The sequence below is a fragment of the Thiogranum sp. genome (genome assembly GCF_058323355.1).
In genome coordinates this window covers 1-16,002 of the sequence record NZ_JBTTIO010000017.1, presented here as the reverse complement: position 1 = coordinate 16,002, position 16,002 = coordinate 1, and the positions used below count along the sequence as shown (strand labels likewise).

At 57.9% G+C, this 16,002-nt stretch carries 11 protein-coding genes; 8 read left to right on the top strand and 3 right to left on the bottom strand.

Annotated elements, in window-relative coordinates; translation table 11 throughout:
- Window positions 1-55 precede the first annotated feature (55 nt).
- The gene (locus ACW81B_RS03025) at window positions 56-1,954 is read left to right on the top strand and encodes a putative bifunctional diguanylate cyclase/phosphodiesterase (RefSeq protein ID WP_491578731.1); all 1,899 of its coding nucleotides are present in this window, start codon (window positions 56-58) and stop codon (window positions 1,952-1,954) included.
- Here the strand turns inward: ACW81B_RS03025 and ACW81B_RS03020 are convergent.
- Both ACW81B_RS03020 and ACW81B_RS03015 read right to left on the bottom strand, forming a co-directional pair.
- Window positions 1,928-3,055, bottom strand: coding sequence for a methyl-accepting chemotaxis protein (locus ACW81B_RS03020; protein WP_491578730.1), 1,128 nt, complete (start codon window positions 3,053-3,055; stop codon window positions 1,928-1,930). The two genes, ACW81B_RS03025 and ACW81B_RS03020, sit on opposite strands and share 27 nt — an antisense overlap.
- Before the next feature lie 152 nt (window positions 3,056-3,207).
- Window positions 3,208-4,209 carry an alpha/beta hydrolase gene (locus ACW81B_RS03015; protein WP_491578729.1) on the bottom strand — a complete coding sequence of 334 codons (1,002 nt, stop codon included), beginning with the start codon at window positions 4,207-4,209 and terminating at the stop codon, window positions 3,208-3,210.
- Between the two features lie 208 nt (window positions 4,210-4,417).
- Between ACW81B_RS03015 and acnA the strand changes: the two genes are divergently transcribed.
- Both acnA and purB read left to right on the top strand, forming a co-directional pair.
- Complete coding sequence (gene acnA, locus ACW81B_RS03010) at window positions 4,418-7,081, top strand: aconitate hydratase AcnA (protein ID WP_491578728.1); 2,664 nt, start codon at window positions 4,418-4,420, stop codon at window positions 7,079-7,081.
- Between the two features lie 7 nt (window positions 7,082-7,088).
- Window positions 7,089-8,456, top strand: coding sequence for an adenylosuccinate lyase (gene purB / locus ACW81B_RS03005; protein ID WP_491578770.1), 1,368 nt, complete (start codon window positions 7,089-7,091; stop codon window positions 8,454-8,456).
- Window positions 8,457-8,508: 52 nt separating this feature from the next.
- On the opposite strand, the gene ACW81B_RS03000 is transcribed toward purB, so the two are convergent.
- Window positions 8,509-10,140 (bottom strand): putative bifunctional diguanylate cyclase/phosphodiesterase, encoded by a 1,632-nt coding sequence (locus ACW81B_RS03000; protein ID WP_491578727.1) that lies wholly within the window; start codon window positions 10,138-10,140, stop codon window positions 8,509-8,511.
- A gap of 365 nt (window positions 10,141-10,505) precedes the next feature.
- On the opposite strand from ACW81B_RS03000, the gene ACW81B_RS02995 reads away from it, so the two are divergent.
- The 5 genes from ACW81B_RS02995 to metH form a co-directional block, all read left to right on the top strand.
- The gene (locus tag ACW81B_RS02995) at window positions 10,506-11,036 is read left to right on the top strand and encodes a DUF7931 domain-containing protein (RefSeq protein ID WP_491578726.1); all 531 of its coding nucleotides are present in this window, start codon (window positions 10,506-10,508) and stop codon (window positions 11,034-11,036) included.
- An 11-nt stretch (window positions 11,037-11,047) separates the two neighbouring features.
- A complete protein-coding gene (locus ACW81B_RS02990; protein WP_491578725.1) occupies window positions 11,048-11,872 on the top strand; it encodes a secretin GspD/PilQ domain-containing protein in 825 nt (274 codons plus the stop codon).
- A 14-nt stretch (window positions 11,873-11,886) separates the two neighbouring features.
- On the top strand, window positions 11,887-12,849 hold the full coding sequence (locus ACW81B_RS02985; protein ID WP_491578724.1) for an SPFH domain-containing protein: 963 nt from the start codon (window positions 11,887-11,889) through the stop codon (window positions 12,847-12,849).
- Window positions 12,846-13,286, top strand: coding sequence for an NfeD family protein (locus ACW81B_RS02980; RefSeq protein WP_491578723.1), 441 nt, complete (start codon window positions 12,846-12,848; stop codon window positions 13,284-13,286). The genes ACW81B_RS02985 and ACW81B_RS02980 overlap by 4 nt, the downstream gene beginning before the upstream one ends.
- A gap of 107 nt (window positions 13,287-13,393) precedes the next feature.
- On the top strand, window positions 13,394-16,002 hold a 2,609-nt coding region (gene metH / locus ACW81B_RS02975), incomplete at its 3' end, for a methionine synthase (RefSeq protein ID WP_491578722.1).

The window sequence follows — 16,002 nt, the reverse complement described above, 5'->3', positions numbered from 1 at the left end:
GGGAAAAGGTGGTAACGGACGGCACATTGTTGTTATCTGTACCGCGTTTACTGCTATGACGCTCAAGACACGGCTGATCCTTTCCTTTATCGCCATCGCGATACTGGTGCTGGCTATTTTCGGTTTTGTCGCCCACAGAATTGCTCTCGACTCCGGGATCAAAAAAGAGGTGATGCTGTTTCGAACCTTTGTGCGACAGGAGGCGGGAATACTGTTCTCGCACATCGCCGACCACCATTCAGAAAATTATTTAAAATCCCTGGTCACGGGGCTGAAGGGCCACAACAACCAGCTCAAGTTTCTGGTCGATGCACACGAACACTACACGCCATCGATACCCCTGCCGGAGTTTCTGGGGAAAAACTACCGGCAGTTCCCCATCGAAACACTTATTCGTTCGGACGATGAAGGGGGAAGCTTCAGTTTCGATGGACAGGACTATATCTGGGCCTCGGCGGCTATTGAGGGCATTCCCTACAAACTGATTGTTACCCAGCGGACACAAACAGAAGTTACTGCGTTCATGGAAAGCCTGGGAGCGCGGCTGGTGGCGACAGGCGTTGTTGTGATCTGGATCGCGGCCTGGAGTGCATTGTTGCTGGCCGCCAATATATCCCGTCGCCTGGACCGGCAGAATGCTGTCCTTGTTCACCAGGCCCTTCACGATGACCTGACGGATCTTCCCAACCGTACGCTGTTGTACGACTGTCTCGAACAGACCATTCATGACGCCGGCCAGACTGGCAAACAGGGCGCGCTGATGGTCATGGATCTGGACCGGTTCAAGGACATCAACGATACCCTCGGGCATACCAGCGGTGACCTGTTGCTCCAGCAGGTCGGCGCCCGCATCCAGACTGCAACCCGGGACAGCGACACGGTTGCACGCCTTGGTGGCGATGAATTCGCCGTGTTGTTGCCCGGAATCGATACCGTACAGGCGGTGCGTTTCGCCCGCAACATCATCAGCGTTCTGGAACGGCCCTTTGTTATCGAAAATATGTACCTTGACATAGAAACCAGCATTGGCATCAGCGTGTATCCCGACCATGGCCAGGAAGCCGATACACTCATCAGGCGGGCCGATGTGGCCATGTACCAGGCCAAACAGCGAAACAGCGGATGCTTTATCTATGAGCCGGAATCAGATCCTTACAGCATGCGCCGACTGGCGCTGATGGGAGAACTGCGTCATGCACTGGAGCACGATGGCCTGACGCTCTACTACCAGCCCAAAGTGGATCTCGACAATGGTCGCGTGACCGGCGTTGAAGCATTACTGCGCTGGACACATCCCCAGCACGGTTTTATCGGCCCGGACGAATTCATTCCACTGGCGGAGCGCGGCGGACTGATCCGGCCGCTTACCCTGTGGGTGCTCAATGCTGCCCTGCGTCAATGCCACCTGTGGCGAAAGATGGGTCTGGATCTCAATGTTGCAGTGAATCTTTCAGCACGTAACCTGGCGGAATCCAGACTGCCCGACCAGGTAGCAGGGCTGCTGGAAGCCTGGGAAGTGCCAGCCTCCAGGCTGATAGTCGAAATCACCGAAAGCGCCTTCATGGATGATCCGTTGCACGCTCGCAAGATCCTCATGCGCCTGGAGGAAATCGGCGTGCGCGCTTCGATTGATGATTTTGGTACGGGATATTCGTCACTGGCAGCACTCGGACAACTTCCCGTTGCGGAAATCAAAATAGACCGGTCTTTCGTCACAGACATGCTGAACAATTCGAAGCATGCCGTTATTGTGAAATCGACCATTGACCTTGGGCACAACCTGGGACGCTCGGTAACAGCCGAAGGTGTGGAAGATGAAAGGACGCTGGAAGCGCTGAAAGAACTGGGTTGTGACAAGGCGCAGGGTTATTACATGAGCCGTCCGCTACCCGCCAGCGAACTGGTGGCCTGGGTTGAAGCGAATACTTCAAAACAGCGTTATGTCGCCCTCTGATTCAGTGGCTGCATCGCTGGACACATCGCCCACAACAACCCCGTGAGCCATGCGCTCATCTGCCGTGGTATACGAAGCTTTCATTTGCTCCAGGCAACTTGCAACATCAATCTGTTCGCCGTTTCTTCCGATGCTGTCAAATTGCAGGGCAAGCTGGCCCATGTTCGTTTCCACATTGGCCAGTATCTGGTCGACACGATCCTGGAACTGAAAAGCAATCAGCGCCTTGCCGATCTGCCGATGTATGTGTCCCGCCGACAGCGAAAGTGTTTCAGCGGTATCGGACAGCGCATTCACCTGACTCGCATAACGCTCTGATACGGCATTGACGATAACCTGGCTTTCCTCTACCAGTGCGTTTTCCCGCTGCACACTGTCTTCGGCGCTGCCAACGGCCAGGGAAATCGCCTCATTGATCTTTCTGGAACTATCGATGATCGTGCCACTGATTTCACCGGAGCGTGTTGCCAGTGTTCGCACCTCATCGGCCACCACGGAGAACCCCCGCCCCGCTTCACCGGCGCGGGCGGCCTCTATCGCGGCATTGAGGGCAAGCATGTTGGTCTGGTCCGCGATGGAAGACACGGCTTGCGCCATTTTCTGCAGGTCCACGGTATATTCCGACAACCCGCGCATCTGCTCGAGGAAATCATTCTTGGTATCGATGGTTGACTGCAATGAGTCGATTACGGCTTTTAACTGTGCCTCGACCTCGCATACGCTGCCCCTGGTATAGAAGGGGCAATCACTGTCCGCCGCACGCTGGCACTCCGTTCCTGTTTTTCCGATCGAGGTATCCAGTGATGATTGCAGCGTTGTGGCAATCTCCCGGAAATCTGCCACCAGGGTCTCGATTTCCCGCCCGGACAAGTCACGCACATTGCGGATCTGTTTTGCCCAAAGCGTGAAAGCCTTGTCGCAGACGTCAGCAACTGCAGCTGCAGACTCGCGGGACAAGGTTTGCGCCTCATCGGTTGCAAGGGGGGAAAGGGTTTCAACCTCTACCCGCTCAGGCGTGCGATTACCGCGCCAGTACCAGAAAGCGCCCAGCAGGCCGATGGCGGGCGTGGCCCACAGGGTGAATTTAACGAATAGTTCCATGCGCTCAGATCCCTCGCCTTTGTTTTGCATCTCCGGTGGAAAATGCATGTTGTCTGGCGGGGTTAGGGCCGGAACCCAGGAGTCGTGCAGGTGCAGGACACGATCTGGAAAAATGACTGCTGCACGGTATAACGACAGTTACCCGTCTGGCTTTAATGTTGTCCGGTGTGTTGAAACGGGCTGTCCGTGGTGCTGCAAAACCCGTCGATCTTTCCGCTGTCTGACATCAGCCTGTCCGGTGAAAGTAACCATTCAGCGATATCCTCCAGCACCACCTGCGCGTTCAGGTCACGTGTCAGCATGTGATAGCCCCGTGGATAAAGCCTTACCTGTGAGGCGTTCGGTGTCTGTTGCAGGCGGTCCAGTAACTGGCAGGTTGGCTGGCGCGGAATAATCTCGTCGTGAGCGCCATACAGCAACAGGCAGCGATTGAAATGCACCGCCGGTATAGAAGCGGCAACATCCATCAGGTTGGTCACGCCATACAGGACATCGACACGCGTGGCCCTGATGATTTTCGGGTCACGCCCCAGTGCACGCAACATGTCGATGTTGTCAGACGGGTGAAGATTGAGCCCCTCTCCGGTCAGTCGTTTCCCGGGCAGGGTATGCGCAGCAAACCACAACCCGGCGCGCTGGTACCAGGGCATGCTGTCACGTGACCAGACCGCCGGTGCCAGCAGGATTTCACCCGCCACATCCAGTGCCGCTTCACGTTGTGCGGCAAGTACAACGCCGCCCCCCATGCTTTCGCCCAGCACATACAACGGGCAGTCCGGGTGTGTACGGCGCAGCAGGCGGAGCATGTCGTGCAGGTCATCCACCATGCGCTGCCAGCCATGCCAGTAACCCGCACCGTCGGTTTCGCCAAAGCCACGCTGGTCATAGGCATAAACCGTAACACCCCGCCCGGCCAGATAAGGGCCGACGCCGGCAAAGGCATTGCGGTAGTCGTTCAGGCCATGCAACGCCAGCAACACCGCGCGACAGGTGTCCGCCTGTTGTGGCTGCCAGACCGACAGCGGCAGCCGATAACCGTCGCGCATCAGCGCATAATCCGGCTGCAGCGACAATTCCGTGGAGATCTGACTGGAGGGATAACGATACGGCGTGGCGCAGGCGGCAAGACCCAGCACAATCAATACTGATATCACTTTAAATATATTCACCATCATACTGTTATATATATTAAACATATGATTAGTTTGCCAATGCGAGGAGCGAAGCGACGAAGCAATCTCCAACCGTCTGGTTTCAGGCGTGCAGATTGCCGCGCTTTGCTCGCCATGACGCATCTACCCAGCGCAAATCAAATAGCCCATAATGGCGTGCTTACTTGAATTCGGGTCACGGGAGCTTTGAATGAGCAACAGTTTTTCCACACGGAGCACACTTAACTGCAACGGCAAGGACTACGAAATCTATCGCCTGCCGGCGCTGGAAAAGGATGTTTCCACACTACCCTACTCTCTCAAGGTGCTGCTGGAAAACCTGCTGCGCTTTGAAGACGGCAAAACCGTCACTCGTGACGACATCGAAGCGCTCATCAACTGGGAGCCGAACGCCGCACCCAGTCAGGAAATCGCCTACCGTCCTGCGCGTGTGCTGATGCAGGATTTCACCGGTGTCCCGGCCGTGGTCGATCTTGCCGCCATGCGCGACGCCATGAAGGCCCTGGGCGGTGACCCGGAAAAGATCAACCCGCTGCAGCCTGCCGAACTGGTGATTGACCACTCGGTGCAGATCGACAGCTTCGGGCGCAAGGATTCGATGGACCTGAATGCCAAAATCGAATACCAGCGCAACCAGGAGCGCTACGCCTTTCTGAAGTGGGGCCAGAAGGCCTTCTCCAACTTCAAGGTGGTGCCGCCGGATACCGGCATTGTCCACCAGGTCAATCTCGAATACCTGGCGCGCGTGGTGTTCGCGCAGGAAAACAACGGCGTGCTGCAGGCCTACCCTGACACACTGGTGGGTACCGACTCGCACACTACGATGGTCAATGGCCTTGGCGTACTGGGCTGGGGCGTGGGCGGCATCGAGGCCGAGGCCGCCATGCTTGGTCAGCCGGTTTCCATGCTGATCCCGCAGGTCGTGGGTTTCAAACTCAATGGTGAACTGCCCGAAGGTGCAACGGCAACTGACCTGGTACTGCGGGTGGTTGAAATGCTGCGCAAGCACGGCGTGGTCGGCAAGTTCGTGGAATTCTTCGGCGACGGTCTCGACCACCTGTCGCTGGCCGACCGGGCAACGCTGGCTAACATGGCCCCGGAATACGGCGCCACCTGCGGCATCTTCCCGGTTGACGGAGAAACTCTGAACTACCTGCACCTGTCCGGCCGCAGCGAGGAACAGATCGCACTGGTGGAGGCCTATGCGCGCGAGCAGGGTATGTTCCGCGTCAAGGGGCAGCCCGACACCCGCTATACCAGCGTTGTGGAACTGGATATGGGAGACGTCGTACCGAGCCTCGCCGGACCCAAGCGCCCGCAGGATCGCGTGCCGCTGAGTGACTCGAAGCGCATGTTCAATGAAGCGCTCACTGCGCTGAAAAACGAGCGCAAGCTGGAAAGCCGCACGGCTTCCGGCAGCATCGATGGCCAGCACTTCGAACTGAACGATGGCGCGGTTGTCATCGCCTCCATCACCTCCTGCACCAACACCTCCAACCCGTCGGTCATGCTCGGCGCCGGGCTGGTAGCGCGCAAGGCGGTCGAAAAAGGACTGAAAGTAAAACCCTGGGTTAAAACCTCGCTGGCGCCCGGTTCGCAGGTGGTAACCGAATACCTGAACCAGGCCGGCCTGATGGATGATCTGGAAACACTGGGCTTCAATGTCGTCGGTTACGGCTGTGCAACCTGCATCGGCAACTCCGGCCCGTTACCGGAAGCTGTTTCCAAAGCCATTGCAGACGGCAACCTGTCCGCCTGCTCGGTACTCTCCGGCAACCGCAATTTTGAAGGCCGTGTGCACGCCGAAGTGCGCATGAACTACCTCGCCTCTCCGCCGCTGGTGGTGGCCTATGCTATTGCCGGCACCATGGACACAGACCTGGTCAATGAACCCCTGGGACAGGATGCCAACGGCAACGATATATTCCTGAAAGATATCTGGCCCGGCCAGGCGGAGATCAGCGCGCTGATCAGCAGCAGTGTCAACCGCGAGGAATTCACCCGTGTGTATGAAGACGTCTTCAAGGGCGAGAACCGCTGGAATGCGCTGGAATCCCCGCAAGGTCAGTTGTTCGGCTGGAAAGACGATTCCACCTACATCCGCAACCCGCCCTATTTCGAAGGCATGAGCCAGGACGTGGGTGAAATTTCCGATATCACCGGCGCACGTGCGCTGGCCATGCTTGGTGATTCGGTTACGACCGACCACATCTCCCCGGCCGGCGCCATCAAGCCCGACAGCCCGGCGGGCCAGTACCTGCTGGAACAGGGCGTACAGCCAGCCGACTTCAACTCACTGGGTTCGCGGCGCGGCAACCACGAAGTCATGATGCGCGGCACCTTCGCCAATATCCGCCTGCGCAACCTGCTGGCGCCCGGTACCGAGGGCGGCGTGACCGTGCACCTGCCCGACGGCGAAGCGATGAGCATTTACGATGCGGCCATGCGTTACAAGGACGAAAATGTGCCGCTGATCGTACTGGCCGGCAAGGAATACGGCTCCGGCTCGTCTCGCGACTGGGCCGCCAAGGGTCCACGCCTGCTCGGCGTGCGTGCGGTGATTGCCGAAAGCTACGAACGCATCCATCGCACCAACCTGGTGTGCATGGGTATACTGCCCCTGCAATACAACCAGGGGGAAACAGCTGCATCGCTCGGCCTGACCGGCAAGGAAACCTTCCGCTTCGAAGGCCTCGGTGACGGTTCGGCCAAACAGCTGACGGTGCGCGCGGTCAGCGACGACGGCAGCGAAAAGACCTTCACCGTACGTGTGCGTATCGACACCCCGCAGGAAGTCGAATACTACCGGCACGGTGGCATCCTGCACTATGTACTCCGTCAACTGGCAGCCTGATATGAGCATGGAACTGACTTCACTTACTGCCGTTTCTCCTGTTGACGGCCGCTATGGCCGCAAGACCGAAGCACTGCGCCCGATCTTCAGCGAGTACGGTCTCATCCGTCATCGCGTACTGGTCGAGGTACGCTGGCTGCAGGCACTTGCCGCCCACAGCGGGATTCCCGAAGTGCCGGTACTCAGCGAGCACGCCAGCAACCTGCTCGATGCCATCGCCGCCAACTTCAGCGAGGAAGATGCGCAGCGCGTCAAGAACATCGAACGCACCACCAACCATGATGTGAAGGCGGTAGAGTATTTCCTTAAGGAAAAGATTGCCGGCAACAGCGAACTGGAAGCCATCAGTGAATTTATCCACTTTGCCTGCACCTCCGAGGATATCAATAATCTTGCCCACGCACTGATGCTGCGCGAGGCGCGTGGCCAGGTGCTGCTGCCGCAACTCGACGAAATCATCCGTGCCATCACCCAGCTCGCACACGACAACGCGGAACTGCCCATGCTGTCGCGTACCCACGGCCAGCCCGCTTCGCCCACCACGCTGGGCAAGGAAATGGCCAATGTGGCATCGCGCCTGCACCGCCAGCGTGACCAGGTTGCCGCCGTGCCCATGCTCGGCAAGCTCAATGGCGCTGTCGGCAACTACAACGCACACATGGTGGCCTACCCCGAGATTGACTGGCCAGCCTTCAGCCGTGAATTCGTTACCCGCCTCGGTCTCGACTGGAACCCCTATACCATCCAGGTCGAGCCGCACGACTACATCGCGGAACTGTTCGATGCGGTATCGCGCTTTAACGTCATTCTGATCGACTTTGCACGTGATGTGTGGGGCTACATCTCGCTCGGTTATTTCAAACAGAAAACCGTGGCCGGTGAAATCGGTTCCTCGACCATGCCGCACAAGGTCAACCCCATCGACTTCGAGAATGCCGAGGGCAACTTCGGCATCGCCAATGCCATCTTCGACCACCTGTCGATGAAACTGCCGATCTCCCGCTGGCAGCGTGACCTCAGCGACTCCACGGTATTGCGTAACCTGGGCGTGGGCATCGCACACTCTGCCATTGGTTACGATTCATTGATACGTGGTATTGGCAAACTCGAACCCAACCCGGCCAGGCTTGCCGAGGACCTGGATGCCACCTGGGAAGTTCTCGCCGAAGCGGTACAGACGGTCATGCGCCGCTATGGCGTGGAACAGCCTTACGAAAAGCTCAAGGAACTGACGCGCGGCAAGGGCATCGATGCCGAATCCCTCAAGACCTTTATCGAGGGACTGGATATTCCGCAGCAGGCAAAGGATGCGCTGGAAAAACTGACACCGGGCAGTTACATCGGTAATGCCGTGGAACAGGCAAAATCCATCTGAAAAAAATCCCCGCAAACGCGGGGATAAATACCTCAACACCCTGCTTCGCTCGTTATTCGGCCACCGCCAGGGGCGTCACCCAGCGTTCCTGCTTCCACTCGCGGGAACATAACCACTCGGCCAGTTTGTGGGGACTCTGAGGCTTGCGGATAAAGTAACCCTGCGCCGTATCGCAACCCAGCATTTCCAGAAGATCCCACACGTCGGTGCTTTCCACCCCCTCTGCTACAACTTTCAGGCCCAGGTTATGGGCCAGGTCAATCGTCGCGCGGACAATAACCGCGTCATTTTCATCGCTGTCCATCTGCGTGACGAAAGACTTGTCAATTTTTATCTCATCAACCGGCAACTGTTTCAGGTAGGCCAGCGAGGAGTAACCGGTTCCAAAGTCATCGATCGATAACTGGAAACCCATGTTCGACAGGCGTCGCATCACACGGCGCGCTGTCAACGGGTCCGACATAATTGCGCTCTCGGTAATTTCAAGAATGATCCGTGAAGGGTTGGCGTTATACCGCCTGACCAGTTTCTGAACCTGGGACGGCAACCGCCTGTCCTGCAGGCTGCGCACGGAAAGATTAATACTGATACTCAGATCAATACCGGCAACAGCCCATGTCGCGACCTGTGCCAGTGCGTGATCGATCACCCACAAGGTGAGAGGACGGATCACGCCGGTCTGCTCGGCAGACGGAATAAACTCCTCGGGCGGAACCAGGCCGTATTGCGGGTGGTTCCAGCGCACCAGCGCCTCGGCACAGAAAATCCTGCCACTGGATATGTCTACCATTGGCTGGTAGTCCAGCGTCAACTGGTCCTGCTCGATCGCCTCCTTGAGTTCGGCTGAAAGCCCGAGGCGGCTGATGGACTTGTCGTCACGACCCGCTGCATAGAAGGTAAAGCCTTTTTGCCTGCGCTTGGCTTCATACATGGCCACATCGGCAAAGCGCATCAGCAGGCTGGCGTCCTGGCCATGTTCGGGGCATAGCGCAACACCAATACTGATGCCCGCGCGCAGGCGAAGGTTTTCGATCTTGATCGGTTGTTCGAGCGCCGTAGAAATCTTGCGGCAAATGAGTTTTGCATGTTCACGGTCAGCACCCGGCAACAACACGGCAAATTCATCACCGCCAAGTCGTGCCACCATATCTGTATGGCGCAGCACGGAAACCAGCCGCCGGCTGACCTCCTGTAGCAGCCGATCGCCGATGTGGTGTCCCAGCGTGTCGTTCACTTCCTTGAACTGGTCGAGATCCATGATAAAGAGCGCAATCGTCTCGTTGGCTTCCTGCGCGGCCAGCAACTCGCTTTCAAGGCGCTCGAGTAACAGCGAACGATTGGGCAGGTTGGTCAAACTATCATGTCGCGCCTGGTATTCCAGCGCATAATTTTCCGCCACGACTTCTTCACTGAGCCGCTCGAGTCGCTTGTGCAAACGTTCAATAACGCCACAGCGGGAAAAATCCGGCAACGGGATCCCAAGTCGCTGTGCATAGCGCTCCACGATATGATGAACACGTTCAACACGGGCCATGAGATGAACGGCCACTGCCACCAGCAACAGGCCGAAGAACAACATTGTCCAGGTGCGCTGTTCACGCATTGCTCCGTCATAAACGACATCCAGCGCCAGCCAGGTGGTGGTGCTGGCAAGCAACACAACCGCCACGGCACGTACAGACAAATCCCCCAACCTCATCCTTAAACTCGCAAAACCCTGTGACATAGCGGTCACAGCTTTAATGCATTTCATTCACGTTTCTCCATCCCTGAGTCATGTAGTTGTTTTCAGGCACAACGCGTTGCGCTCACCCGAAAGGCATCAATGCCAATCCTCAGTGCCCGGGATACAAAAAATGGAAAGTACCGGGCTGAGAAACGCCCGATAGGCCGAATTTTCCTTGAAATACGAAGACTTGCGTCCTATCCTTGATAACTGGCTGCAAGTCCTTCCCACTGATAACGGCAGGTCATGTCAAAGCCTTAAACTTTTTGCACCCTTGTGGCGCACGACTGTACAGTAAACCCGTGTCGCAGTAGGCTTGCGCTATGAACAATGAAGAAAATTTTCAGCGTTTCGTGAAACTGCGGCTTGGACTGTCAGACCTGGACATCGAACTCACCACCCGCGCTGAAGCCGCCTATGCCACCAACCTGATGACCGGACAGGCGCAGGACGCGCTGGATATCTTTTCCAGGCACCTCGATCCGGGCCTCTACGAGCAAGGCACTTTTCTCGACAACCTGAGTGGCCTGTGTCTGCGCAACCGCAAGGCACGCATCCGCTTTCTGGTGCAACAGCCGGTTGAGGCGGTAAAGCGCTGCCAGCGCCTGCTGGAACTGGCGCGCAAGCTCAGCAGCTCTATCGAACTGCGCCAGCCCCACCCGGACTACCGGCAACATAATGAAGCCTTCCTGGTGGCTGACCAATGTGGTCTGGTTTACCGGAAACTGTCCGACCGCTACGAGGGCACAGCTAATTTCCACGCACCGGTTGAAGCACGACGCAAGGCAGATTTCTTTACCGAAGTCTGGGACCGCAGCGCAGTCCACCCTGAATTTCGCAGGCTGTACCTCTAGTAGCCATGCGAATGCTTGTCGCCCTGCTGTTACTGCTCCAGGCCACTGCGATCGCTGCCAGTGAACTGGATGTCATTGAACTACGCCATCGTCCCGCGGAAGACATCATCCCGCTGCTCAAACCCATGCTGAATCCCGGTGAGTCGATCAGCGGACGGGGGTTCCAGTTGATACTCAAGGCTGACAGTACACGTCAGGCACAGATTCGCGCACTGGTCAGCAAGCTGGATCGTGCCGCTGCACAACTCATGATCTCCGTGTTTCACGGCAGCGAACGCGACCTGCAGGCACTCGGTGTCGATGCCGGCATCCGCTACCAGGATGGAGACACGACCATCCAGATCGGTAAGGGCAGTACCACGACAGAAGGGCATGGCATTCAGGCGACAGGCAAGATCATCGGCACGCGTACACGCATGCAGGACAATCCCGTGCATCGTCTGCGTATCACTGAGGGAACCACCGGCTACATCGAAACAGGCAAATCCATCCCCTACTTCTCCGGCAATGTCTACCAGCAGGACAACCGGCAGATCGTTGAGTCCAGTATCGCCTACAAGGATGTAACCAGCGGGTTCTACGTACGGCCCCGCGTGAACGGGGAGCGGGTCGTTATGGATATCGGCCCCCACCGTGATTCACTTGATGCATCCACTGCCGGGGCCATCAATACCCGCAGTGCCGCCACAACCATCAGCGGCCGTCTGGGTGAGTGGATTCCGCTGGGTGGAACCACCAGCCAGATCAAACGTTCTTCCACGCAGACAGGCAAGCACTATTCAACCCGGGACCGCTACAGCGAAAGCATCTGGATAAAAGCTGAGCGCGTTCGCTAAAACAAGGAGAGACCATGTTCGGATTTCAGGAATTTGTCATTCTCATACTGGTGCTGGCTGTTGCGCTGGTCATTATGGGCGTCAAGTCCGTGCCACAGGGTACAGAATATACGGTTGAACGTTTCGGCCGTTATACCAGAACCCTGCGCCCGGGACTCAATATCATCGTACCGATCATTGACCGCGTCGGTGCAAAACTGAACATGATGGAACGCGTCATGGACGTGCCCTCGCAGGAAGTCATCACCCGCGACAACGCCATGGTAACCGTCGACGGCGTGGTGTTCTTCCAGGTGCTCGATGCCGCCAGGGCCGCCTACGAGGTCAACCAGCTGGAACTCGCTATCCTCAACCTGACCATGACCAATATCCGTACTGTCATGGGCTCCATGGATCTCGACGCGCTGCTGTCGCAACGCGACACCATCAATGCACAACTGCTGCACGTGGTCGACGACGCCACCACGCCGTGGGGCGTCAAGGTGACACGCATCGAGATCAAGGATATCACCCCGCCGCGTGACCTGGTCGACGCCATGGCGCGGCAGATGAAAGCCGAGCGAGAGAAGCGCGCCAACATCCTTGAGGCGGAGGGCTTCCGCCAGGCGGAAATCCTCAAGGCGGAAGGTGAGAAACAGGCCGTCATCCTGGATGCCGAGGGTAACCGCCAGGCGGCCTTCCTCGATGCCGAGGCGCGCGAACGCCAGGCAGAAGCCGAAGCCCGGGCAACGGAGATGGTTTCCACGGCCATTGCCAGCGGTGACATCAACGCCATCAACTATTTCGTGGCGACAAAATATATTGACTCGTTACAGGCCATCGCCACCTCACCCAATCAGAAACTGGTATTGATGCCACTCGAGGCAGCCAGTGTCATCGGCGCCATCGGCGGCATCGCCGAGCTGGCCAAAGATGCACTGGGTAAACAGAAACAAGCTGAGGCCGGAGATCGGTCGAGAGGGAATCCCGGGGTATGATGGAGTCAATCGGCCACTGGCACTGGTGGATTCTCGCCGCTGTATTGATCATTCTGGAAGTGTTTGCGCCGGGTGCCTTTTTTCTCTGGCTGGGTATTTCCGCCGTGGCGGTCGGTGGCATGGTTTATCTGGCTCCGGACATGGGCTGGGAATACCAGTTGTTACTGTTCTCGGTACTGTCGGTTATCAGCATTGTCATCTGGCGCAAGTACTTTCGATCCACTCCCGCTGATACCGACCAGCCACACCTGAACCGGCGTGGTGAGCAGTACGTCGGCCGGGTTTTCACGCTGGAAGAACCGATCGTCGACGGTATCGGCAAGATCCGCGTGGATGACTCCACCTGGAAGGTACGCGGCGAGGACTGCCCTGCTGGCACCCGGATCGAGGTTACCGGCGTGGATGGGACGATTCTGGAAGTCCTCCGCAAGAACTGACCCTGAACAGGCGTGCAGGGACGGGCCTGAGCCACGAATGCCGGTATTCCGGCATCCTCCTGACGACGCTGGTATAATGCGTTTCTTTTGACTGTTCGCCCAGGCTCATGAAAACACTCGAACAACTCCTCGAAGAACGCATTCTCATCCTGGACGGCGCCATGGGCACCATGATCCAGCGCTATAAACTGGACGAAGCCGACTACCGCGGCGAGCGCTTTGCCGATTGGCCGACCGACCTGAAGGGCAACAACGACCTGCTGTCGCTGACCCAGCCGCAGATCATCAGCGACATCCACAAGGCCTACCTTGAGGCCGGTGCGGACATCGTCGAGACCAACACTTTTAATTCCACCAGCGTATCGCTGGCGGACTACCAGCAGGAAGTGCTGGTCTACGAACTGAACTACGAAGGCGCGCGACTCGCGCGCGCCGCCTGCGATGAATTCAGCAGCGAAGACAAACCCCGTTTCGTCGCCGGTGTGCTCGGCCCCACCAGCCGCACCTGTTCGCTAAGCCCGGATGTCAACGACCCCGGCTTCCGCAACATCACCTTCGACGAGTTGCGCGACACCTATTACGAAGCCACCAAAGCACTGATCGAGGGTGGCGCTGACATCATCCTGGTCGAAACCATTTTTGACACCCTCAACGCCAAGGCCGCCACCTTCGCAGTGGAGACCTGTTTCGAGGACCTGGGCAAAACCCTGCCGGTAATGATCTCCGGCACCATTACCGATGCCTCCGGCCGCACCCTGTCCGGCCAGACCGCCGAAGCCTTCTTCAACTCACTGCGCCACGTCAAACCGATTTCGCTGGGCTTCAACTGCGCGCTGGGCGCCAAACAATTGCGCCAGTACATCGACGAGCTGGCCGGCACCGCGGACTGTTACGTCAACGCCCACCCCAACGCCGGCCTGCCCAACGAGTTTGGCGAGTACGACGAATCGCCGGAAGAAATGGCCAAAGAACTGGGCGAATGGGCAAAGAGCGGTTTCCTCAACATCATCGGCGGCTGCTGCGGCACCACCCCGCCGCATATCAAGGCGATTGCCGAGGCGGTGTCGAAATATCCACCGCGCAAGAAGGTCGAGCACGACTTCACCCTGCGCCTGTCCGGTCTTGAGCCCTGCAACATCCGCGATGACTCGCTGTTTGTGAATGTCGGCGAACGCACCAACGTCACCGGCTCAGCCAGGTTCAAACGCCTGATCCTCGAAGAACAGTACGACGAAGCGCTGGACGTGGCGCGCGAGCAGGTCGAGAACGGCGCGCAGATCATCGACATCAACATGGACGAAGGCATGCTCGATGGCGAAAAAGCCATGATCACCTTCCTCAACCTGATCGCCAGCGAACCGGACATCTCGCGCGTGCCGATCATGGTCGACTCGTCCAAGTGGCACATCATCGAAGCGGGCCTGAAGCGCATCCAGGGCAAGGGCGTCGTCAACTCCATCAGCATGAAGGAAGGCGAAGAAGCCTTTATCAAACACGCGAAGCTGTGCCGCAAGTATGGCGCCGCCATTATCGTCATGGCCTTCGACGAAGTCGGCCAGGCCGATACCCGCGAGCGCAAGGTCGAGATCTGCACGCGCGCCTACAAGATCCTTACCGAGCAGATCGGTTTCCCGCCGGAAGAGATTATCTTCGACCCGAACATTTTCGCCGTCGCCACCGGCATCGATGAGCACAACAACTACGGCGTCGACTTCATCGAAGCCACGCGCGAGATCAAGCAGACCTTGCCGCACGCCAGGGTCTCCGGCGGCGTCAGCAACGTGTCCTTCTCGTTCCGCGGCAACAACCCGGTGCGCGAAGCCATCCACGCCGTGTTCCTGTACCACGCCATCAAGGCCGGTATGGACATGGGTATCGTCAACGCCGGCCAGCTGGCCATCTACGACGACCTGCCGGAAGAACTGCGCGAACGCGTCGAAGACGTGGTACTCAACCGCCGCGACGACGCCACCGAGCGCCTGCTGGAGATCGCCGGTAAATACAAGGGCGACGGCAGCACCGCCGAAAAGAAAGAAGACCTGGAGTGGCGCAGCTGGCCGGTCGTGAAACGCCTTGAACACGCGCTGGTCAAGGGCATAGACGCCTTCGTGGAAGAAGACACCGAAGAATGCCGCCAGCAATTCGACCGCCCCATCCAGGTCATCGAAGGCCCGCTGATGGACGGCATGAACGTGGTCGGCGACCTGTTCGGCGAAGGTAAAATGTTCCTGCCGCAGGTGGTCAAGAGCGCACGCGTGATGAAAAAAGCCGTCGCCTACCTGCTGCCCTACATCGAAGCGGAAAAAGACGAGAACACCCGCGCCAAGGGCAAGATCCTCATGGCCACCGTCAAGGGCGACGTCCACGACATCGGCAAAAACATCGTCGGCGTGGTGCTGCAATGCAACAACTTCGAAGTCATTGACCTTGGCGTCATGGTGCCGGCGCAGAAAATCCTGGAGGCGGCGCGCGAACACGGGGTCGATATTATCGGCCTCAGCGGCCTCATCACCCCCAGTCTCGATGAGATGGCGCACATGGCGAAGGAAATGGAGCGCGAAGGTTTTGAAGTCCCGTTGATGATCGGCGGCGCCACCACCTCACGCGTGCACACCGCCGTGAAAATCGAACCCGGCTACCACGGCACCACCGTATACGTGAAAGACGCCTCGCGTGCGGTCGGTGTCGCCCAGAACCTGCTCAGCGAAGACAACAA